This is a genomic window from Streptomyces sp. CA-210063 (assembly GCF_024612015.1).
Lineage (GTDB): Bacteria > Actinomycetota > Actinomycetes > Streptomycetales > Streptomycetaceae > Streptomyces.
Window position 1 is genome coordinate 10,035,139 of record NZ_CP102512.1, and the last position, 19,473, is coordinate 10,054,611.

The window sequence follows — 19,473 nt, forward strand, 5'->3', positions numbered from 1 at the left end:
CATCACACCGAACTGGAGTCGACCATGACCGAGGACAAGCTCCGTACATACCTGCGGCGGGTCACCGCGGAGTTGCAGCAGACCCGCGAGCAGCTCCGGGAATCCCAGGACAAGTGGCGCGAGCCCCTCGCGGTCATCGGCATGGCCTGCCGGCTCCCCGGCGGCGCCGACTCTCCGGAACGACTGTGGCGGCTGGTCGCCGACGGAGTCGACACCGTCGGCGGACTGCCCACCGACCGGGGCTGGGACCTCGACGATCTCTACGATCCCGACCCGGACAAACCCGGCAAGACGTACACGCAGGAAGGTGCGTTCCTGTACGAGGCCGGCGACTTCGATCCCGCCCTCTTCGGCATCTCACCGCGTGAGGCGCTGGCGATGGACCCGCAGCAGCGACTCCTGCTGGAGACGTCCTGGGAGGCGATCGAACGGGCCAGGATCAACCCCCTGTCGCTGCGCGGCAGCCGTACCGGCGTCTTCGTCGGCGGTCTGCCGACCGGTTACGGCGCCATGCTCCTCGACTCCACCGAGGACCAGGGCTACGCCCTCACCGGTGGCACCGGCAGCGTGATGTCCGGGCGCGTCTCGTACTCCCTCGGCCTCCAGGGGCCGGCGGTCACCGTCGACACGGCCTGCTCCTCCTCGCTGGTCGCCCTGCACCTCGCGGCCCAGTCGCTGCGCCAGGGCGACTGCTCCCTCGCGCTGGCCGGCGGTGCGGGCATCCTCGCCACCCCGGCGGGCTTCGTCGTCTTCGCCCGCCAGCGCGGCCTGGCCCCCGACGGCCGCTGCAAGGCGTTCGCGGACGCCGCCGACGGCATCGGCTGGGGCGAGGGCGCCGCCGTCGTCCTGCTGGAACGGTTGTCGGACGCGCGGCGCAACGGTCACCGGGTGCTGGCGGTGCTGCGGGGTTCGGCGGCGAACCAGGACGGTGCGTCCAACGGGTTGAGCGCTCCCAGCGGTCCGGCGCAGCAGCGCGTGATTCGTCAGGCCCTGGCGAGCGCGGGGCTGTCGACATCGGACGTGGACGCGGTCGAGGCGCACGGCACGGGGACCCGGCTCGGCGACCCGATCGAGGCACAGGCCCTCCTCGCGACCTACGGGCAGAACCGGGAACAACCCCTCTACCTGGGCTCGTTGAAGTCGAACATCGGCCATACGCAGGCCGTGTCGGGCGTGGCGGGTGTGATCAAGACGGTCATGGCGCTGCGGCACGGCGCGCTGCCGCGCACCCTTCATGTCGACGCGCCCAGCGGTGAGGTGGACTGGTCGGCGGGCGCGGTGGAACTGCTGACCGAGGATCAGCCGTGGCCGGAGACAGGACGCCCGCGCCGGGCGGGCGTGTCGTCGTTCGGGATCAGCGGCACGAACGTGCATGTGATCCTTGAGCAGGCTCCTGAGACCGAGACGGCCCCCGGGACCGGACCCGGCACCGGCACCGGCACCGAGGCCGGGACGCGACCGGACCGTACCGCAGCCCGAGCCACCCTGCCCTGGCCCCTCTCCGCAGCCACCGAAGGAGCCCTGCGCGACCAGGCCCGCCGTCTCCACGCGCACCTGAGCGAGGACCCCGAACTCGGCCTGACCGACGTGGGCCACTCCCTCGCCACGACTCGCGCCGCGCTGGAACACCGAGCCGTCCTCCTCGCCGACGACCGCGACGGTTTCCTGGACCGGCTGCGGGCCCTCGCCGAGGCCGAAGAGACGCCTGGTGTGGTGAAGGGAACGGGCACCAAGGCGAAGACCGTCTTCGTGTTTCCGGGTCAGGGGTCGCAGTGGTTGGGGATGGCGGTGGAGTTGCTGGATTCTTCGCCGGTGTTCGCGGCGCGGATGGCCGAGTGCGAGGCGGCGTTGTCGGTGTTCGTGGACTGGTCGCTGTCCGAAGTGCTTCGCGACGGTGGCGGGTTGGGCCGGGTGGATGTGGTCCAGCCGGTGTTGTGGGCGGTGATGGTGAGTCTGGCGCAGGTGTGGCGGTCGTACGGGGTGGAGCCGGCCACTGTCGTGGGTCACTCCCAGGGTGAGATCGCGGCCGCTGTGGTGGCCGGGGCGTTGTCGTTGGAGGACGGGGCGCGGGTGGCGGCGTTGCGCTCTCAGGCGATCGTGGCGTTGTCCGGGCAGGGTGGGATGGCGTCGGTGCAGTTGCCGGCGGATGAGGTTCGTGGTCTGAAGGCGCTGGCGGACGGTCGGGTGGACCTGGCCGCCGTCAACGGCCCGTCCTCCGTGGTCGTCGCGGGCGCGACGGATGCGCTGGATGAGGTGATTGCGGAGGCGGTGGCCCGGGGCGCGCGGGCCAAGCGCATCGATGTCGACTATGCCTCGCATTCCGTGCAGGTGGAGCAGATCCGTGCGGAACTCCTTGATGTTCTGGGGGAGTTGGCGCCGGTGGCGGGGCGGGTGCCGTTCTATTCGACGGTGACCGGCGGCCGGTTGGATACAACGGGCCTGGACGCCGAGTACTGGTACCGGAACCTGCGTTCCACGGTCTGCCTGGAGTCCACGGTGGCCGCGCTGGTGCGGGCCGGGCATCAGTTGTTCGTGGAGGTGAGTCCGCATCCGGTGCTGACGGGTGCGGTGCAGGACACCGCTCAGGCGGCTGGGCGTGAGGCGGTCGTCACCGGCACTCTGCGTCGGGGTGAGGGCGGGCTGGAGCGGTTGTTGCTGTCCCTGGGTGAGGCGTACGCGCACGGCGCGCCGGTCGACTGGGGCACGTGCTTCGACGGTATGGATGTCCGGACGGTGGACCTGCCGACCTACGCCTTCCAACACCGCCGCTACTGGATGGAGACTCCGGTCGGCGCGGGAGCCGGGGCCGGGGTCGGCCGGGTGGTCGACGGCTGGCGTTACCGGGTGACCTGGCGGCGCCTCACCCCGTCGACGCGCGCGGGCGAGGGCGCGCTCCTGTCGGGGCGCTGGCTGCTGGTGGTGCCCGAGGGGAGTGACGGGGAAGAAGTGGCCGGGGCGCTGCGGGCGGCCGGTGCCGAGGTGGAGATCTCCTCGTACGCCGTCCCGGGCGAGTACGCCGGTGTGGTCTCCCTCCTGGAGTCCGTCGGCGAAGCCCTCGCCCTCGCGCAGGAGCTGAGCGAGGCCGAGGTGAACGCGCCGCTGTGGTGGCTCACCCGGGGTGCCGCCGCCGTGGCCACGAGCGATGCCGTACGGCCGGAGGCGATGCAACTGTGGGGGCTCGGCCAAGTGCTGGGCCTGGAGCATCCCGACCGGTGGGGCGGCCTCATCGATCTGCCCCGGGAGTGGAGCGAGAGCACCGCCGCCCTGCTGGCCACCCTGCTGTCCCAGGCCGCCACGGGCGAGGACCAGTTGGCGATCCGTGGTCCTGCGGCCTACGCGCGGCGCCTGGTGCGCGCCCCGTTCACCGACCGTGGTCCGGTCCAGCCCTGGAAGCCGAGCGGTACCGTCCTCATCACGGGCGGCACCGGCGGTATCGCCGCCCACCTGGCCCGCTGGCTGGCCGGCGAGGGAGCGGAGCACCTGCTGCTGCTCAGCCGCCGTGGGGCCGAGGCCCCCGGAGCGGACGGGCTCGCGGAAGAACTGCGTGCTCTGGGCGCCGAGGTGACCTTCGCCGCATGCGACGTGGCCGACCGCGACGCGCTGGCGGCCGTACTCGCGGACGTACCCGAGCAGTGGCCCCTGACCGCCGTCCTGCACACCGCCAGCTCCACCAGCTACGGCCCGGCGCTCGCCGTCGAGCCGGAGGAGCTGGTGGCGGGTATGGCCGCGAAGGTGTGGGGTGCGCGGCATCTGGACGAGCTGACGGCCGGTGTGGATCTGGACGCGTTCGTGTTGTTCTCGTCGGGTGCGGCGGTGTGGGGGAGTGCGGGCAACGGTACGTACGCGGCTGCCAACGCGTTCCTCGACGGGCTGGCGTTCGAGCGGCGTGCGCGTGGCCTGACGGCGACGTCGCTGGCGTGGGGCGGCTGGGCAGGCGGCGGCATGCTCGAAGGGTTCGAGTCGCTCGCCGACCAGCTCCAGCGCATGGGAGTGCGGCAGATGCGGCCGGAGTCCGCCATCGAGGTCATGCGCGAGGCGGTCGAGCAGGGCGAGACGGCCCTGACGGTCAGTGACATGGACTGGGAGCGGTTCGCCCCCGTCTACGCGCTGGCCCGCCGCCGTCCGCTGATCGAGGAGATCCCCGAAGCCGCCCGCGCCCTGCGCGGCGAACGCACCGACGACGACCGGGCGGACGGCGACGGCGGCACCGCCGGCCGGCTGCGGGACACCCTCACCGCGCTCAGCGAGCCGGAGCAGCGTGCCACGCTCCTCGACCTCGTACGGTCCCGGGCCGCGGCCGTGCTCGGACACACCGACACCACCGAGGTCGCCGCCGGCCGGGCCTTCAAGGACCTGGGGTTCGACTCGCTGACGGCGACCGAGCTGCGCAACCGGCTGAACACCGCCACCGGCCTCCGGCTGCCCGCCACCCTCGTCTTCGACCACCCGACACCCACCGCCCTCGCCACCCTCCTGCGCGCGGAACTCCTCGGCGGCCCGGAGCCGGCGGACACCGCCCCACGGCCGGACCAGCGGCCGGTGGACGAGGACCCGCTCGTGATCGTCGGCATGGCCTGCCGGTACCCCGGCGGCGTGCGCGGGCCCGAGGACCTGTGGCGGGTCGTGGCCGAGGGCCGCGACGAGATGTCGGACTTCCCGACCGACCGCGGCTGGGACTCGCCGGCGCTCTTCGACCCCGGCCGGCAGACCAGCCTGTCCGGCCAGGGCGCCTTCCTCTACGACGCGGGTGACTTCGACGCCGACTTCTTCGGCATCTCACCGCGCGAGGCCCTGTCGATGGACCCCCAGCAGCGGCTGCTGCTGGAGGTCGCCTGGGAGGCGATCGAGCGGACCGGCGTCGATCCGCTGTCGCTGCGCGGCAGCCGCACCGGCGTGTTCGTCGGCGGCACCCCGCAGGAGTACGGCGCCCTGCTGATGAACTCCGCCTCCCTGGCCGACGGTTACGCCCTGACCAGTTCGTCGGGCAGCGTCATGTCGGGCCGTGTCTCGTACACGCTGGGCCTGGAGGGCCCGGCGGTCACCGTCGACACGGCCTGTTCGTCCTCGCTGGTCGCCCTGCACCTCGCGGGGCAGGCGCTGCGCGCCGGGGAGTGCGACCTCGCGCTCGCCGGCGGAGTGAGCGTCATGGCCACGCCGGGCGCGTTCGCCGAGTTCGCCAACCAGGGCGGGCTGTCCTCCGACGGCCGCTGCAAGGCCTTCGCCGACTCGGCCGACGGCACCGGGTGGGGCGAGGGCGTCGGTGTCGTCGTGGTGGAACGGCTCTCGGACGCACTGCGCAACGGACACGACATCCTCGCCGTGGTGCGGGGCTCGGCCGTGAACCAGGACGGCGCGTCGAACGGCCTGACCGCGCCGAACGGACCGTCCCAACAGCGGGTGATCCGGGCGGCGTTGGCGAGCGCCGGCCTCGCGCCCTCGGACGTCGACGCCGTCGAGGCCCACGGCACCGGCACCCGGCTCGGCGACCCGATCGAGGCACAGGCGCTGCTGGCGACCTACGGCCGTGACCGCGGCGACGGCCGGCCGCTGTGGCTCGGCTCGGTGAAGTCCAACATCGGACACACCCAGTACGCGGCAGGCGTGGCCGGTGTCATCAAGACGGTGATGGCGCTCCGGGAAGGGGCGCTGCCGCCCACGCTGCACGTGGACGAACCGACCCGTCAGGTGGACTGGTCCGCCGACTCGGTGCGGCTGCTGACGGAGGGCCGGCCGTGGCCGGAGACGGGGCGTCCGCGCCGGGCGGGCGTGTCCTCGTTCGGGATCAGCGGCACCAACGCCCACCTCATCCTGGAACAGCCCCCGGAGCAGCCGACCGCCGGAGACGAGCGGCCGGCCGGGGAACCCGCGCCCTCCGAGAACACGTCGCCCGGCCTGGGGCCCGCGCGGACGTCCGAGGACGGGTCGCCCGGCACGGGGCGGCCGCAGGCAACCGAGGGCGAGTTGCCCGGCCCGGAGCAGCCGCGGATGTCTGAGGGCGAGTTGCCCGGCCCGGAGCAGCTGCGGACGTCTGAGGGCGAGTTGCCCGGCCCGGAGCAGCCGCGGACGTCCGAGGACGGGGCGCCCGGCCTGGAGCCCGCGCGGACGTCCGAGGACGCGTCGCCCGGCACGGCCCGCCCGCCCGCGCCCGCGCCCGAGGACGCCCCGCCCGCCCTCCCGCAGCCCCGGCCCGTCGCCGCCGTGCCCTGGCTGGTCTCCGGCCACACCGAGGAGGCCCTCCGTGCGCAGGCCGCACGCCTCGCCGCCCATCTGCGCGAGCGCCCCGGCGTCGACCCCGCCGATCCCGCCGACCCCATCGACATCGCCCGCTCGCTCGCCACCACCCGCAGCGCGCTCACCCACCGCGCCGCCGTCGTCGCCGACACGCTGCCCGCGCTCCGCTCGGGACTCGAGGCGCTGGCCGACGGAGTGACGACCGCCGACGTGGTGCGCGCGAGAGCACGCGAGACCCCGACGGCCTTCGTCTTCCCCGGCCAGGGGTCCCAACGACCGGGTATGGGGCGGGAGTTGTACGAGCGTCATCCGGTGTTCGCCGCCGCCTTCGACGAGGTCTGCGCCGAGTTCGACGCGAGGCTGCCCGGCCCGCTGCGTGACGTCGTCCTCGCCCCGGCGACCGAAAGGCCCGGCGAGCTGGACCGCACCGCATACACCCAGCCCGCCCTGTTCGCGGTGGAAGTGGCCCTGTACCGGCTGCTGGAGAGCTGGGGCATACGCCCCGACGTACTGATCGGTCACTCCATCGGCGAGCTCGTGGCCGCCCACATCGCCGGGGTCTGGTCCCTCGCGGACGCCTGCCGGGTGGTCGCCGCCCGCGCCCGGCTCATGCAGGCACTGCCGTCCGGCGGGGTCATGCTGGCCGTACAGGCCTCCGAGACCGAGGCGGTGGGGGTGCTCGCCGCCCACTCCGACCACAGCGTCGGCATCGCCGCGGTCAACGGGCCCTCGTCGGTCGTCGTCTCCGGACCGGAGAACGCCGTCCTGCAGGCCGCGGCCGAGTTCGTCGGGCGCGGCCACCGGACCAGGACCCTCGCCGTCAGCCACGCCTTCCACTCCCCGCTCATGGAACCCATGCTCGCTGACTTCGCCGCGGAACTGGCGGCGGTCGAGTTCCACGAGCCCGCCCTGCCGATCGTCTCCAACGTCACCGGCGCCGCCGCCTCCGCCGCCGAACTGTGCGTGCCCGCCTACTGGGTGCGCCATGTACGGGAGACGGTCCGCTTCGCCGACGGCGTGCGCACCCTCCTCGACCGGGGCGTACGCACCGTCCTGGAGGTGGGCCCCGGCGGAGCGCTGACCGCGATGACCGAGGAGACCGCCGCGGATCACGGCAGGGATGCCGTGACCTGCCTGGCCGCACTGCGCGGCGGCGATCGAGGCGAGGCCGACGCCCTGGTCGCGGCGGTCGCGCGGCTCGCCGTGGAGGGCACGGCCGTCGACTGGGACGCCTATTTCGCCGACAGCGGCACCCGCAGGGTCCCGTTGCCCACGTACGCCTTCCAGCACCGTCGGTTCTGGCTGCGCGTCCTGGCCGCGAGCGGAGCCAGGGGCGCCTCGTCCGTCGGCCTCACGGAGGCGGGCCACCCGCTGCTCGGTGCCGTCACCGCACTGCCCGGATCCGGCGGACTGCTGCTCACCGGCCGGCTCGACCTCGCCGAGCACGCCTGGCTCGCCGACCACGCGCTGGGCGGAACGGCCGTGCTGCCCGGCACGGCCTTCGTCGAACTGGCCCTGCACGCCGGCGGGCACGTCGGCTGCGACCAGCTCGACGAACTGGTCATCCACGCGCCCCTGGCGCTGCCCGAACGCGGCGGTACCGCCCTGCAGTTGACCGTCGAGGCCGAGGACGACACCGGCCGGCGCCCCTTCACCGTCCACGCCCGGTCCGAGGAGACGTCCGACGCCCCGTGGACCAGGCACGCGACCGGTGTACTGGCTCCCGCGGGCCGACCGGCCGCCGATTCCCCCAGCTGCCGGCCGCCCGCCGGTGCCCGGTCCGTACCGCTGGACGACTTCTACGCCAGGACCGCCGAGGCGGGCCTCGACTACGGCCCCGCCTTCCACGGCCTGACCGAGCTGTGGGACGCGGACGGCGTCCTCCACGCCCGGGTCGTCCTGCCCGCCGACGACGCCGATGACGCCGACGGCGCGGGCGGTGCGGTCGGCTCGGGAAGCGACTACGCCCTCCACCCCGCGCTGCTCGACGCCGCCCTCCAGCCCCTCGCCCTCGGCCTCCTGGGCGCCGACGGGCCCGACGACACCGCCGTGCCGGCGGGGCTGCCCTTCGCCTGGTCGGGCGTACGGCTGCACGCGACGGGGGCGACCGAACTGCACGCCCGGCTCGCGCCCATCGGCGACGGCGCGCTCTCCGTGTCCCTCACCACCCCCGACGGCGAACCCGTCCTGACCGTCGACTCCCTGACCCTGCGTGTGCCCTCGTCCCTCCCGGCCGCCACCGCCCCGCCACGGACCGAGCCCCTGTACCGGCTCCAGTGGCCGTCCGTCCCGTTCCCCTCCGCCCCCTCCGCCCCCTCCGCGCCCGCGCGGGCCACCGGTGCCTGGGGCATGCTCGGGCTCGACCCCGGGGAACTGCGCCCCGGGCTGGCCGCGGCCACCGGCCGCGACATCGTCCCGTATCTCGACCACCGGTCCCTCACGGACACGATCGACAGCGGCGGCCCCGTGCCCGCCGCCGTGGTCGCCTTCCGCACGACGGCCGAGGACGACGATCCCCGCGACGCCGCCCACCGGCTCACCCACCGGACGCTCGACGTCCTCGGGCCCTGGCTCGCCGACGACCGGCCGGCCGATGTCCCGCTGGTCCTCGTCACGCGCGGCGCGGTCGCGGTCGGCCCGGACGACCCGGGGCCGCTGCCCGCCGAGGCCGCCGTATGGGGTCTCGTACGGGCCGCACAGGCCGAACACCCCGGTCGGGTGGTCCTGGTCGACCTCGACGACGAGGACGCCTCGCTCGCCGCCCTTCCGGACGCCCTCGCCACGGGCGAACCACAGCTGGCCCTGCGCTCCGGCACCGCACACGTACCCCGGCTCACCCAGCTGGCCGCCGCCGAGGCGCCCACCGATCCGCTTGCGCGGTTCGACGGGGACGGCACCGTCCTGGTCACCGGTGCCACTGGCGCCCTGGGTGCCCTGGTCGCCCGCCATCTGGTGACCGCGCACGGCGTACGGCACCTGCTCCTCGTGGGGCGGCGCGGACCGGCAGCCGCGGGAGCGGACACGCTGGCCGCCGAACTCACCGACGCCGGCGCCCGGGTGACGTTCGCGGCCTGCGACGTCGCCGACCGCGCGGAACTCGCCCGGCTGCTGGAAGCGATCCCCACGGAGCATCCCCTCACCGGTGTCGTCCATCTCGCCGGCGTCGTGGACGACGGCCTCCTCGGGGGCCTCACCCACGAGCGGCTGGACACGGTCCTGCGGCCCAAGGCCGACGCGGCCTGGCACCTGCACGAGCTGACCGCCGGTCTCCCGCTGACCGCCTTCGTCCTGTTCTCCTCGGCCGCCGGGGTCCTCGGCAGCCCCGGCCAGGCGAACTACGCGGCCGCCAACACGTTCCTCGACGCCCTGGCCCAGCACCGCCGCCGCCTCGGACTGCCCGCGCTCTCCCTCGCCTGGGGCCCCTGGCGGGGCACCGGCGGCATGGCCGACGCACTCGACGAGGCCGAGCGCACCCGGCTGACGGGGAGCGGACTGACGGCCTTCACCGCCGAGTCGGGCCTCGCCGCGCTCGACCGGGCCCTGGCACTCCCGGACGAACCGCTGCTCGTCCCGTTGCGCCTCGCCCCGCAGGCCGCCGAGGCACTGCCCACCGAGCGGATCCCGGCCGTGCTGCGCGGTCTGGTCCGCTCCGCCGTCCCCCGCAGGGCAGCCGTCCGGCGCGGCGACCGTACCGAGGCACCGGAACTCGCCACGCTCGACCCGGACACGCGCGAGGCCACCCTGCTGGACCTCGTGTGCGCCGAGGCGGCACGGGTGCTCGGGCACGGCGGGGCCGAAGGCGTCGACGCCGACCGCGCCTTCGGCGAGCTGGGCTTCGACTCACTGACCTCCGTCGAACTGCGCAACCGGCTCACCGCCGCCACCGGGCTGCGGTTGCAGCCCACCCTCGTCTTCGACCACCCGACCCCGACCGAACTGGCCGCGGCCCTGAACCGCCAGTTCGGCACGCCCACGCCCGCGACCGCCCGGCCGGCGGACCCGGCCGATCCGACCGCGGCCGTCGCGAACGCCGTGGAGGCGCTCTACCGGCACGCCGTCACCGTCGGCCGCTACGACCAGGCAGGCAAGGTCCTGATGAACTCCGCGGGCCTGCGCCCCGCCTTCACCTCAGCCGACGCGGTCGGCAAGGCACCGGGACTGGTCAAATTGGCCGAGGGCGTCGGGCACCCGGCGCTCGTCGGGCTCCCCTCCACCTCCGTGTGGACCAGCGACCAGGAGTTCATCGCGCTGGCCCGGCCCCTGCGCGGCCTGCGGGACACCCACTCCCTCGTGATGCCGGGATTCACCGCGGACGAACTCGTCGCCGGCAGTGTCGAGGCGGCCGTCGAGCACGCGGCGCGCACCATCGTCCGCGGTCTGGACGGTGCCCCGTTCGCCCTGGCCGGACGGTCCTCCGGGGGATCGCTGGCGTACGCGGTCGCCGCCCGCCTGGAGGAACTCGGCACCCCGGCCGTCGGTGTGGTCATGCTGGACACCTATCTCGCGGGCACCCCGCAGACCGACTACATCGTCCACGTGATGGAAGAGCGCTCCCTGGAACGCGAGGCCGAGTTCGGCCGGATGACCGGCATGCGGCTCACCGCGATGGCGTCCTACTTCTCCCTCTTCGAGCCGTGGCAGCCCCGCCCCCTCGACACGCCGGCGCTGCTGCTCCGCGCCTCCGAACCGATCGCGGCCGACCCCGGCGATCAGCGGAGCGCCCCGGACGAGTGGCAGACGGTGTGGCCCGTCCCGCTGGACGTCGTGGACGTCCCGGGTAACCACCACTCCATGATCGAGGAGCACGGGCAGACGACCGCGGGGATCATTCACGACTGGCTGAAGGGCCTCGGCGGCTGACACCAGGGCTGCTTCCCCCACCCGGATCAGGCGGCGGCCGGTCTCCCCGCGCCGGCGCGCCTGTCGGGGCGGCGTCGGGGCCTGTTGCCTGGTGCCGCCGTGCCGGAGACGGCGAGGACGGAGAGGAGGACGAGGGCGGTGGCGGGGGCGAGTACGGTCCAGGGGGCCAGTTCCCCGTAGGGCTGGTTCTCCGACAGGAGGCGGCCCCACTCCGGGGTGGGCGGCTGTTCGCCCAGGCCGAGGAAGCCGAGGGAGGCCAGGACGAGGACGGTGGTCGGCAGCCGCAGCAGGGCGTTGCGCACCAGGGCGGGCAGGACCGCGGGCAGCAGGTGGTGGCGCAGGAGGTAGGTGGGGCCGGCGCCGAAGGAGATCGACGCGAGCAGGTGGCCGCTGGCCCGTTCCTGTTCGAGCAGGGCGGCCGTCTGGGCGGCGTACGGCGTCCAGGCCACCACGCACACCGCGCACGCGGCGCCCCAGACGGACGGTCCGGTCACCGCGGTCGTGAGCAGTCCGGCGAGGACGGCCGGCAGGGTCGACACGACTTCGGTCAGGCCCGCTCCCACCTGGGTCGCCATGCCGATCAGAAGTCCGAGGAGGGCGCTGACCGCCGTCACCACGAGGGCCACACCGGCCGTGCGCAGGGCTCCGTGGCCCAGCCGGGCCAGCAGGTCACGGCCGAGCGGGTCGGTGCCCAACGGATGCGCGAAGGACGGTGGGAGCAGCCGGGCCGTCGTGTCCACGTGCAGGGGATCGCGCAGCAGGCCGGCCACGACGAGGGTGAGCAGGGTGAGGGCGCAGAAGCCGATGACCCAGGGCAGTGAGCGGGGCCGTGGCAGGGCGGGCGGGTGCAGGGCGGGCAGGGCGCCGTCTCGCAGGGCCGGGCCGAGCAGCGCGCGACGTACCGCCTGGATCAGGAGGCCGGCGCAGACGCCCAGCAGGACCAGGGCCAGTGTCGCGGTCTGCAGCGGCGGCAGATCCTGGGCGATGGCGGCCTCCAGCGCGAGACGGCCGAGGCCCGGGATGTTGAAGATCTTCTCCACCGCGACCGCGCCGCCGACCAGGGCGACGACGGTCGGCAGGAGCTGCGGCAGCACCCCGGACAGGGCGCGGCGCAGCGCGGTGCGCGCGATACGGCCGGGCGGAAGTCCGAAGGCGCGCCACGTCTGTGCCCAGGGCTCGTGGAAGGCGGCGGGCAGGGACTGGTCGAGCAGTCCGCCGATCATCGCCCCCGAGGGCACCCCGAGGGCGAGCGCGGGCAGCACCATCGACTGCGGTCCCGCCCAGCCCTGGGAGGGGAACCAGCCCAGCCACACCCCGCACACCGTCGCGAGCAGCGAGGCGAGCAGGAACTTGGGCAGCGCGGCGAGGACTGCCGCCCCCGCGCCCGCCTTCCCCTGCCGCAGGCGCCGCCGGGAGCCCAGATGGAGGGTGCGGGCGCAGATCAGCGTGGCGACCGCTACCGTGACCAGCAGCGCGCCGAGCATCAGCGTGACGGAGACCGCGAAGGCGGTCGCCACCTGGGGCAGGACCGGTTCGCCGGACACCCAGGAGGTGCCCGCGTCCCCGCGCGCAAGACCGTCCAACCACCGCGCGAGATGGACGAACGGCCCCTCGTCGAGGCCCAGTTGCTCGCGTATGGCGGTCAGCTGCGCCGGGGTCGGGTCCTGTTCGGCGGAGCGGGCACGCAGGACGGTCAGCGCGGGGTCGGTGCCGGACAGCCAGGGCAGGAAGGCGACGGCCGTCAGCAGTGCGGTCCCGGCGACGACGCGGCCGGCCCCCGCCCGCCACCGGGTCGGCAGGCCAGGGGCACCGGCCGACGACGTGATGCTCATCGGCGGCTACTTCAGGTGGGTGTCGACGTCGACCAGGGAGCGCTCCCGAGGGTCGAGGAGGACGCCCTCGACGTCGTCGGAGATGCCCTGCACGACCTTCTCGTGGACGAGCGGGACGACGGCGTCCGTGCGCAGGATCTCCGCCTCGGCCCGCATGATCTTCTTCTGCCGCTCGGCCGTGTCGCCTTCCTCGGCGGCGGACTTGATGGCCTCGTCGACCTTCGTGTCCTTCAGGCCCGCGATGTTGTAGACGCCGTCGCCGGTGTAGTCGCTGGCGAGATAGGCGACCGCGTCGCCGGTGTCGAGGAGCGTGACCCGGGAGAAGACGAGCGCGTCGTACCTGCCCGCGAGGAGGTCGGCCTCCATCTGCGTGTACTCGCGCACGTCCTGCTTCACGGTGAACCCGGCCTTCTCCAGCTGCTGCTGAAGGACGGTCGCGGCCTCGGGGAGTTCGGCGCGGTTGGTGTAGGTGGCCAGGCGCAGGGTCCTGCCCCGCGTCTTCCCCTTCACCTGAGCGGTGGTCGCGGCCTCGGCCCGGCCGGTCACCTCGACACGCTGGTCGGCGGCCCAGGGGACGGCGGGCCCGAACAGGCCCTCGGCGGGGTCGGCGTAGCCGCCGAAGACGGAGTCGACGAGGACGCCGCCGTCCACGGCCTCACGGGCGGCCGACCGCAGCGTGGCGTCGGCGAAGAGGCCGCTCGCGGTGTTGAGGATCAGGCTGTCGGTGCGCACCGAGGGCACCTCGTGGCGGGTGTTCTCGTCGAGGAGCTTCGCCTGGGCGGTGGGGATCCACTCGGCGATGTCCACATCACCGCTGCGCAGGGCGTTCGCGCGGGCGGTGCCGTCGGCTATCCAGCTGACGTCGATGCCGGACGCCTTGGCCTCGCCGCCCCAGTAGCCGTCGTAGCGGTTGAGCGTGGCCTTGGTCTTGCCGGTGAGCTTGGTGATCTCGAAGGGGCCGGTGCCGGTGCCGACCGGGCTGACGGTGCCGTCCTTCGCGTACGCCTTCGGGGAGAGGATGCCGAGGGCGGGGCTGGCCAGCCGCAGCGGGAGGACCGGGTCCGCGTTCTCGGTGGTGATCGTGACGGTGTCGGCGTCGTCGGCCTTGGCGGCCACCGTCACATCGCTGAGGACGCGGGGCTTGGTCTCGGCCTCGTTCGCGTGGGCGAGGGCGCTGACGACCGACTCGGCGGTGACCTCGGTGCCGTCCTGGAACGTGGCCTCGCGCAGCTCGAAGACCCAGGTCGTGGCGTTCTTCTGGGTCCAGGACTTCGCCAGGGCGGGTGCGGCGGCACCGTCCTCGTCCAGCGCCGTGAGGCCCTCGGCCACGGAGAGCTTGCTGAGCACGGTGGCGTCGTTGCTGTACGGCGACAGGGCCTGCACCGGCGGCACGGCGAGAGCGACTTTCAGCCGACCCCCCGATCCCGCGTCGCCACTCGTGCCCGAGCCGTCCTCGCCCGACGCGAAGCAGCCGACCAGCAAAGGGCTGAGAGCGAGCGCCGCGAAGAGGCCGCGGGAGGTGGTGCGCATGGTGGGTCCTGTCGTACGGGGAAAGGATCACGCCCCCGCTCAGCGAAGGCTGCGAGAGCCACGTCAGCATATAAGGCAAGCCTTACCGAATTGTCATCGGGTGCATGAAACCTCAATGACTGACTGGGTTCCCCGGTGTCGCCAGGGCGGATGACGAGGACGGCGCCGCGTAAGAGATCTGTCAAAGGTGTCGGCACCGCCGTCAGAGATGTGTCAAGGCCGATCGATTCCGGCCACGGAATCGGCATCAAGATCATCGACGTACTCATCTCGCTCGTCCCCGGGCTGTGACTTCCTGAAAGCGTGGTGAAGGACATGAACAACTCCCCTACGAACACCGCCCGGTTGCTCGGGGCGGGCCTGCGGGCCCTGCTCGTGCTGACCCTCGTCACCGGCGTCGTCCACCCGCTGGCCGTCACCGGCTTCGCCCAGGCCCTCTTCGACGACAAGGCCAACGGGTCCGAGATCAAGGACCACACCGGCAGGGTCGTCGGCTCCTCGCTCATCGGGCAGTCGTACAACCTGCCGCTGAAGAAGGGGCAGGAGACCCCGGAGGCCGACCTGAAGTGGTTCCAGGGCCGCCCGCAGAACGGCCTGGGCACCAACAGCGTCAACACCCAGTACAAGCTCATCCTCTCCGGCGCGACGAACCGCTCCGCCGACAACGAAGAGTTCGTCCAGTGGGTGAAGGACGCCAAGGCCGCCGTGGTCAAGGACAACTCGGTGACCGGCTACACCGTCGAGCCGTCCGACGTGCCCGCCGACGCGGTCACCTCCTCCGGCTCCGGCCTCGACCCGGACATCTCCCCGGCGTACGCCGATCTTCAGGTCCACCGGGTGGCGGACAGGAACGGGCTGCCTGTCGAGCAGGTGCGGAAGCTCGTCGACGAGCACACCGAGGGCCGCACCCTCGGCTTCATCGGCGAGCCCCGCGTGAACGTCCTCGAACTCAACATCGCGCTCAGGGAACTCGCGGCGACGAGCTGACGACGTCGCCCGCCCCCCACCTGGTGGCCTACGGTACGAGTTCCCAGTCCTGCGAGCCGTCCGTGACCGCGTTCTGCAGGGTCAGCTGGGCCCCGGCGGACGCACCGGTCAGGTACAGGTTCGTGTTCTTGACGGACTGCAGTCTGTAGAAGCCGTCGCTGGTCTTGACGAGGTTCCAGCTGCCGGTGCTGCTGTTGTCCACCCACTGGCCGATCTTCTGCCCGACCGTCGCGTTCCCCGTCCAGATGGCCGCCGCGCGTCCGCCCGACTTGTTCAGCAGGGTCACGCCACCGTTGGGCTCGGTCACCACGTGCCAGAACTGGGTGTCCGCGTTCGCCGCCGAGCCGGGGGCCTCCAGACGGACGTCGGGTACGTCGCCGTTGCCGAGGTTCGCGTCGTTGGTGTTGCCGCCGGTGCCGATCACCTGATCCGTCCTGCGGTTCACCAACTGGTGGTAGGGGCCGTCGGAGTGACCGAGATCGACCTCGGCGAACCTGAGCGTCGACGTGCCCTGGTTGTTGAGTATCGAGATGCGGCCGGTGCCGTCGACGTACTGCAGGTTGCGGCTGTAGCCGGCCTGCGACGTCGTCTGGTACTCCTTCCACACGCCGTCGCCGCGTCCGCTCTCGTTGACCCAGACGTTGCCGCTGCCCGCGGCGTTGTAGACCAGGCGCCCACCGGGAAGCCTGATGAGCACCGGGCTGCCGCCCGCCGAGAGGGCGTGTGAACCGGTGTCGACGGGCAGTGAGCCGACCCCGGTGCCGGTGGGCGAGCCGGTGTAGAACTTCAGCGGGTCGTCGGCGATCCGGTACCGGGTGTCGGCACCGCCGCCCCAGTACTCGTAGGTGAGGAGCCACTTGCCGTCCGTCGTGCGGACGACGTTCGTCATGCCCGGCCGTCCGCCGCCGATCTCGCTCTTGCCGCCTCCCATGTCCTGGGTCAGGCCGGCTATGTCGACGACCGGCGCGCTCCAGTTCGCGCTACGGCCGTCCCAGGTCTTGTGCACGAGGATCTGGCCGTGCGAGTCCGTAGCGGTGTCGTTCGCGGGGTCCAGGGCCGGGATGCCGGTGGCCGGGTCGAAGCCGGTGTAGTCGTTCTCGTCGGAGTAGTAGCAGACGAGCTTGCCCTTGTGGACCATCAGGTAGGGCTCCCAGAGGGGATCCACCTGCTTGTTCGTGTTCGCGGCCGCGATGTTCCGGCCGACCGCGCCCGCGCTGCCGCCCTGCCATCCGCCTGTCGCGACGACGTTGAGAACCTTCCACGTCGCACCGTCGTCGGTGCTGGAGTACAGGGCGATCGCCAGGTCCTTGCGGTCACCGTCGTTGGACGGGATCCAGTTCGGGTCGGCCGCCTTGTGCTCGCGGTAGTAGTAGTCGTCGCCCGACACGACGCTCGCCAGGAGCAGCGTGCCCTGCTTCAGGTCCCCGACGTCCTGCGGAAGCGTGTACAGGTACGGGTTCGTCCAGTTGCTCGTGTACTTGGCGTACTTGGGGTCGCTGGAGAGATACGCCGGGGCCTTGACCTCGGACAGCGGCTGCCACGACGTTCCGTGGTCGTCGCTCTTGTACACCGGGAGAGTCTGTCTGTCGGCGCTGCCTGTCGCCGACACGACCGTGGACTTCTCGAACGACGCGACCAGACGTCCGCTCGGCAGCTGCGCCGACTTCGGGTAGACCGCGCAGTTGCCCCGACCCTTCAGGCACGGTTCGTTTCCGAGCTGGTAGAGGACGCCGCCCGTCGGGTTGTACGCCTGCGCACCGGAGGCGGGTATCGCCAGCATCGCGGCTGACGCGACGAACGTTCCCAGCGCTTTCCCTGCTCTTCTTCTGTGCATTGCCCCTCCTCGGGGGATGGCCGTGGTGATGCCGGTCGGGGTCGGATCAGGATCAGGAGACGAACACGCGTACGTCCCAGGCGCCGAGGTCCAGCGCTGCGCCCGCGGGAAGTGGTGTGCCGTTCAGGGCGTCGGAGAGGTTCACCGGGACCGAGACGCTCGCGGGCTCCCAGCTCCAGTTGTGGACGATGTGGACCCGGCGCCCGTCGGGTGAGGTGCCGGTCGTGGCGGTGACGGACGCCGGGAGGTCCCGCCATGCGTGGCGTGCGGACGGCGTCAACCACTCGGCGAGCGCCCGCGCGAGGCCACGACCGGGCACCGTACCGACGTACGTCACACGCCCCGCGCCGTGGCCGCGGGTGGTGATCGCGGGCCAGCGGCCGAAGTGCGGGTGGTCGTACGTGGCCAGGACATCGGCGTCGGCGACGGTCAGGCCGTCCGCCCAACGTGTCGCCGTCGCACCCTCGGGCAGGTCCAGCGGGCCATCGGGCGCCGACCGCACGGGGATCTCCCGTACGAGGTTGCTGAACTCGTCGTAGGTGACGCCCGCGGCGTCCGTGAGACGGGCGGGGGCCGGTTCGTGCCGGGCCCGGGCCTCGTGGTCGGCGTAGCCGGTGCGCGGGCCGAGGACCAGATGGCCACCGGCGTGGGCGTAGGCGGCGAGCCAGTCGAGGGTCGAGTCGGCGGCCATGTACAACGCCGGGACGACGAGGACCGGGTGACGGCGGACTGCCTCCTCCGGTGAAAGGCCCTCCCGCTCCCCGCGCGGGTCGTGCAACTGCCGGGCGTGGACGATGCGGACCTGGCGCCCCGCCTCGAACGCGCCGCGGTAGAAGGGGTCGAAGATACGGTGGTAGGCGGCCGGGTCCGGTGCGCCGTCCGGCGCGGCGAGCGGCGGGTACTTCTGCATGAGCCACTTGCTGGGCGTCGAGTACACCATGGTGATGTCGGCGTCCGGTTCGAGCCCGGCGACGAGCGGTCCGGCCGCCTCGAACTCGGCTCCCAGGCGGGCGAGTTCGGCGTAGGTGCGGCCGGGCTGCCCGGTGTGGGGGAGGATGCCGCCCCAGTAGGTCTCCGCGCCGAAGTGCAGGGTGTGCCAGTGCCAGTACTCGATCATCCGGGCGCCCCGACCGACGAGCGCCCAGGCTGCCTGCCGCCACTGACCGTCGTAGGCGGGCCGGTTCTCCCAGGCGAAGCCGATCGAGCCGGCGTTGGTCTCGGTCACCAGGAACGGCTCCTGGCGGGAGGAGAACATCCAGTCGGCGGTCTGGTACAGCGCCCACACGCCGGTGGTCTTCCACTTCTGCTCGTGGCCGTCGGGCGTGGGATCGGGGAGCAGCAAACCGTCCTGCATGTCGTAGTACGGGTTGCCGGAGGCGACGTCGAGGCGGTCGGTCAGCTCGTCGTCCTCGACCGCCTGGCGGGTGTAGGAGATGCAGGTGGTGACGGAGTGCTCGGGCCGGGCGTACTCACGGACGATGTCGGCCTGCCACCCGATGAACTCGGTGACCTGCTGGGCCTGGAACTCCCGCCAGGCGACGTCGTACTGCGGCTGCTCGTTGCCGTCCGGCGTCCACAGGTCGGCCCACGTCGACAGCCGGTGGGACCAGTAGACCAGGCCCCATTCCCGGTTGAGGGTCTCGACGTCGCCGTACTTCTCGCGCAGTTGGTCTACGAAGCGCTGGAAGACACCGTGGTTGTGCAAGAGATGCAGGCCGGGTTCGTTGTCGACCTGGAATCCGATGACCGCCGGGTGGTCGGCGTACCGGCCGACGACCTTCCGTATGACCCGCTCGGCGTGGAACCGGAACGCGGGGTGGGTGAAGTCGACCTCCTGGCGGGCTCCCCAGCCGATGCGTTCGCCGGTGCGCCGCTCGCCCGTGATCTCCGGGTACTGGCGGGCCAGCCACGGCGGGACGGCGTACGTCGGTGTGCCGAGGAGTACGGAGATACCGCGCTCGTGCGCCCCGTCGAGGACCGGCTGGAGCCAGTCGAGGTCGAAGACGCCGCTCGTGGGCTCCCAGGTCGACCACACGGACTCGCCGACCCGGATGACGGAGAAGTGCGCGTCGGCCATCAGGTCCAGGTCGGTCTTGAGGCGTTCGGCGGGACGGTCGGTGCCGTAGGGGGGCCGGTACTCGTGGTAGTACGCGGCGCCGAAGAGGACGCGGTCGGGCAGAGCCGCCATGAAGGGAAACC

General features: G+C 72.8%; 6 protein-coding genes. 2 read left to right on the forward strand and 4 right to left on the reverse strand.

Annotated elements, in window-relative coordinates; translation table 11 throughout:
- Positions 1-24 precede the first annotated feature (24 nt).
- Positions 25-11,091: a type I polyketide synthase gene (locus tag JIX56_RS43805; RefSeq protein ID WP_257549505.1), complete on the forward strand. Its 11,067-nt coding sequence runs from the start codon at positions 25-27 to the stop codon at positions 11,089-11,091.
- 26 nt (positions 11,092-11,117) lie between these two features.
- On the opposite strand, the gene JIX56_RS43810 is transcribed toward JIX56_RS43805, so the two are convergent.
- Positions 11,118-12,923: an ABC transporter permease subunit gene (locus tag JIX56_RS43810; protein ID WP_257549507.1), complete on the reverse strand. Its 1,806-nt coding sequence runs from the start codon at positions 12,921-12,923 to the stop codon at positions 11,118-11,120.
- Positions 12,924-12,929: 6 nt separating this feature from the next.
- On the reverse strand, positions 12,930-14,453 hold the full coding sequence (locus JIX56_RS43815) for an ABC transporter substrate-binding protein (RefSeq protein WP_257549509.1): 1,524 nt from the start codon (positions 14,451-14,453) through the stop codon (positions 12,930-12,932).
- 315 nt (positions 14,454-14,768) lie between these two features.
- On the opposite strand from JIX56_RS43815, the gene JIX56_RS43820 reads away from it, so the two are divergent.
- Positions 14,769-15,440, forward strand: a complete 672-nt coding sequence (locus JIX56_RS43820) for a potassium-transporting ATPase subunit C (RefSeq protein ID WP_257549511.1) — start codon at positions 14,769-14,771, stop codon at positions 15,438-15,440.
- A gap of 28 nt (positions 15,441-15,468) precedes the next feature.
- On the opposite strand, the gene JIX56_RS43825 is transcribed toward JIX56_RS43820, so the two are convergent.
- Entirely contained in the window at positions 15,469-17,274 is a 1,806-nt protein-coding gene (locus JIX56_RS43825; RefSeq protein ID WP_257549512.1) for an RICIN domain-containing protein, read from the reverse strand.
- 52 nt (positions 17,275-17,326) lie between these two features.
- Complete coding sequence (locus tag JIX56_RS43830; RefSeq protein ID WP_257549514.1) at positions 17,327-19,462, reverse strand: beta-galactosidase; 2,136 nt, start codon at positions 19,460-19,462, stop codon at positions 17,327-17,329.
- Positions 19,463-19,473: the final 11 nt, after the last annotated feature.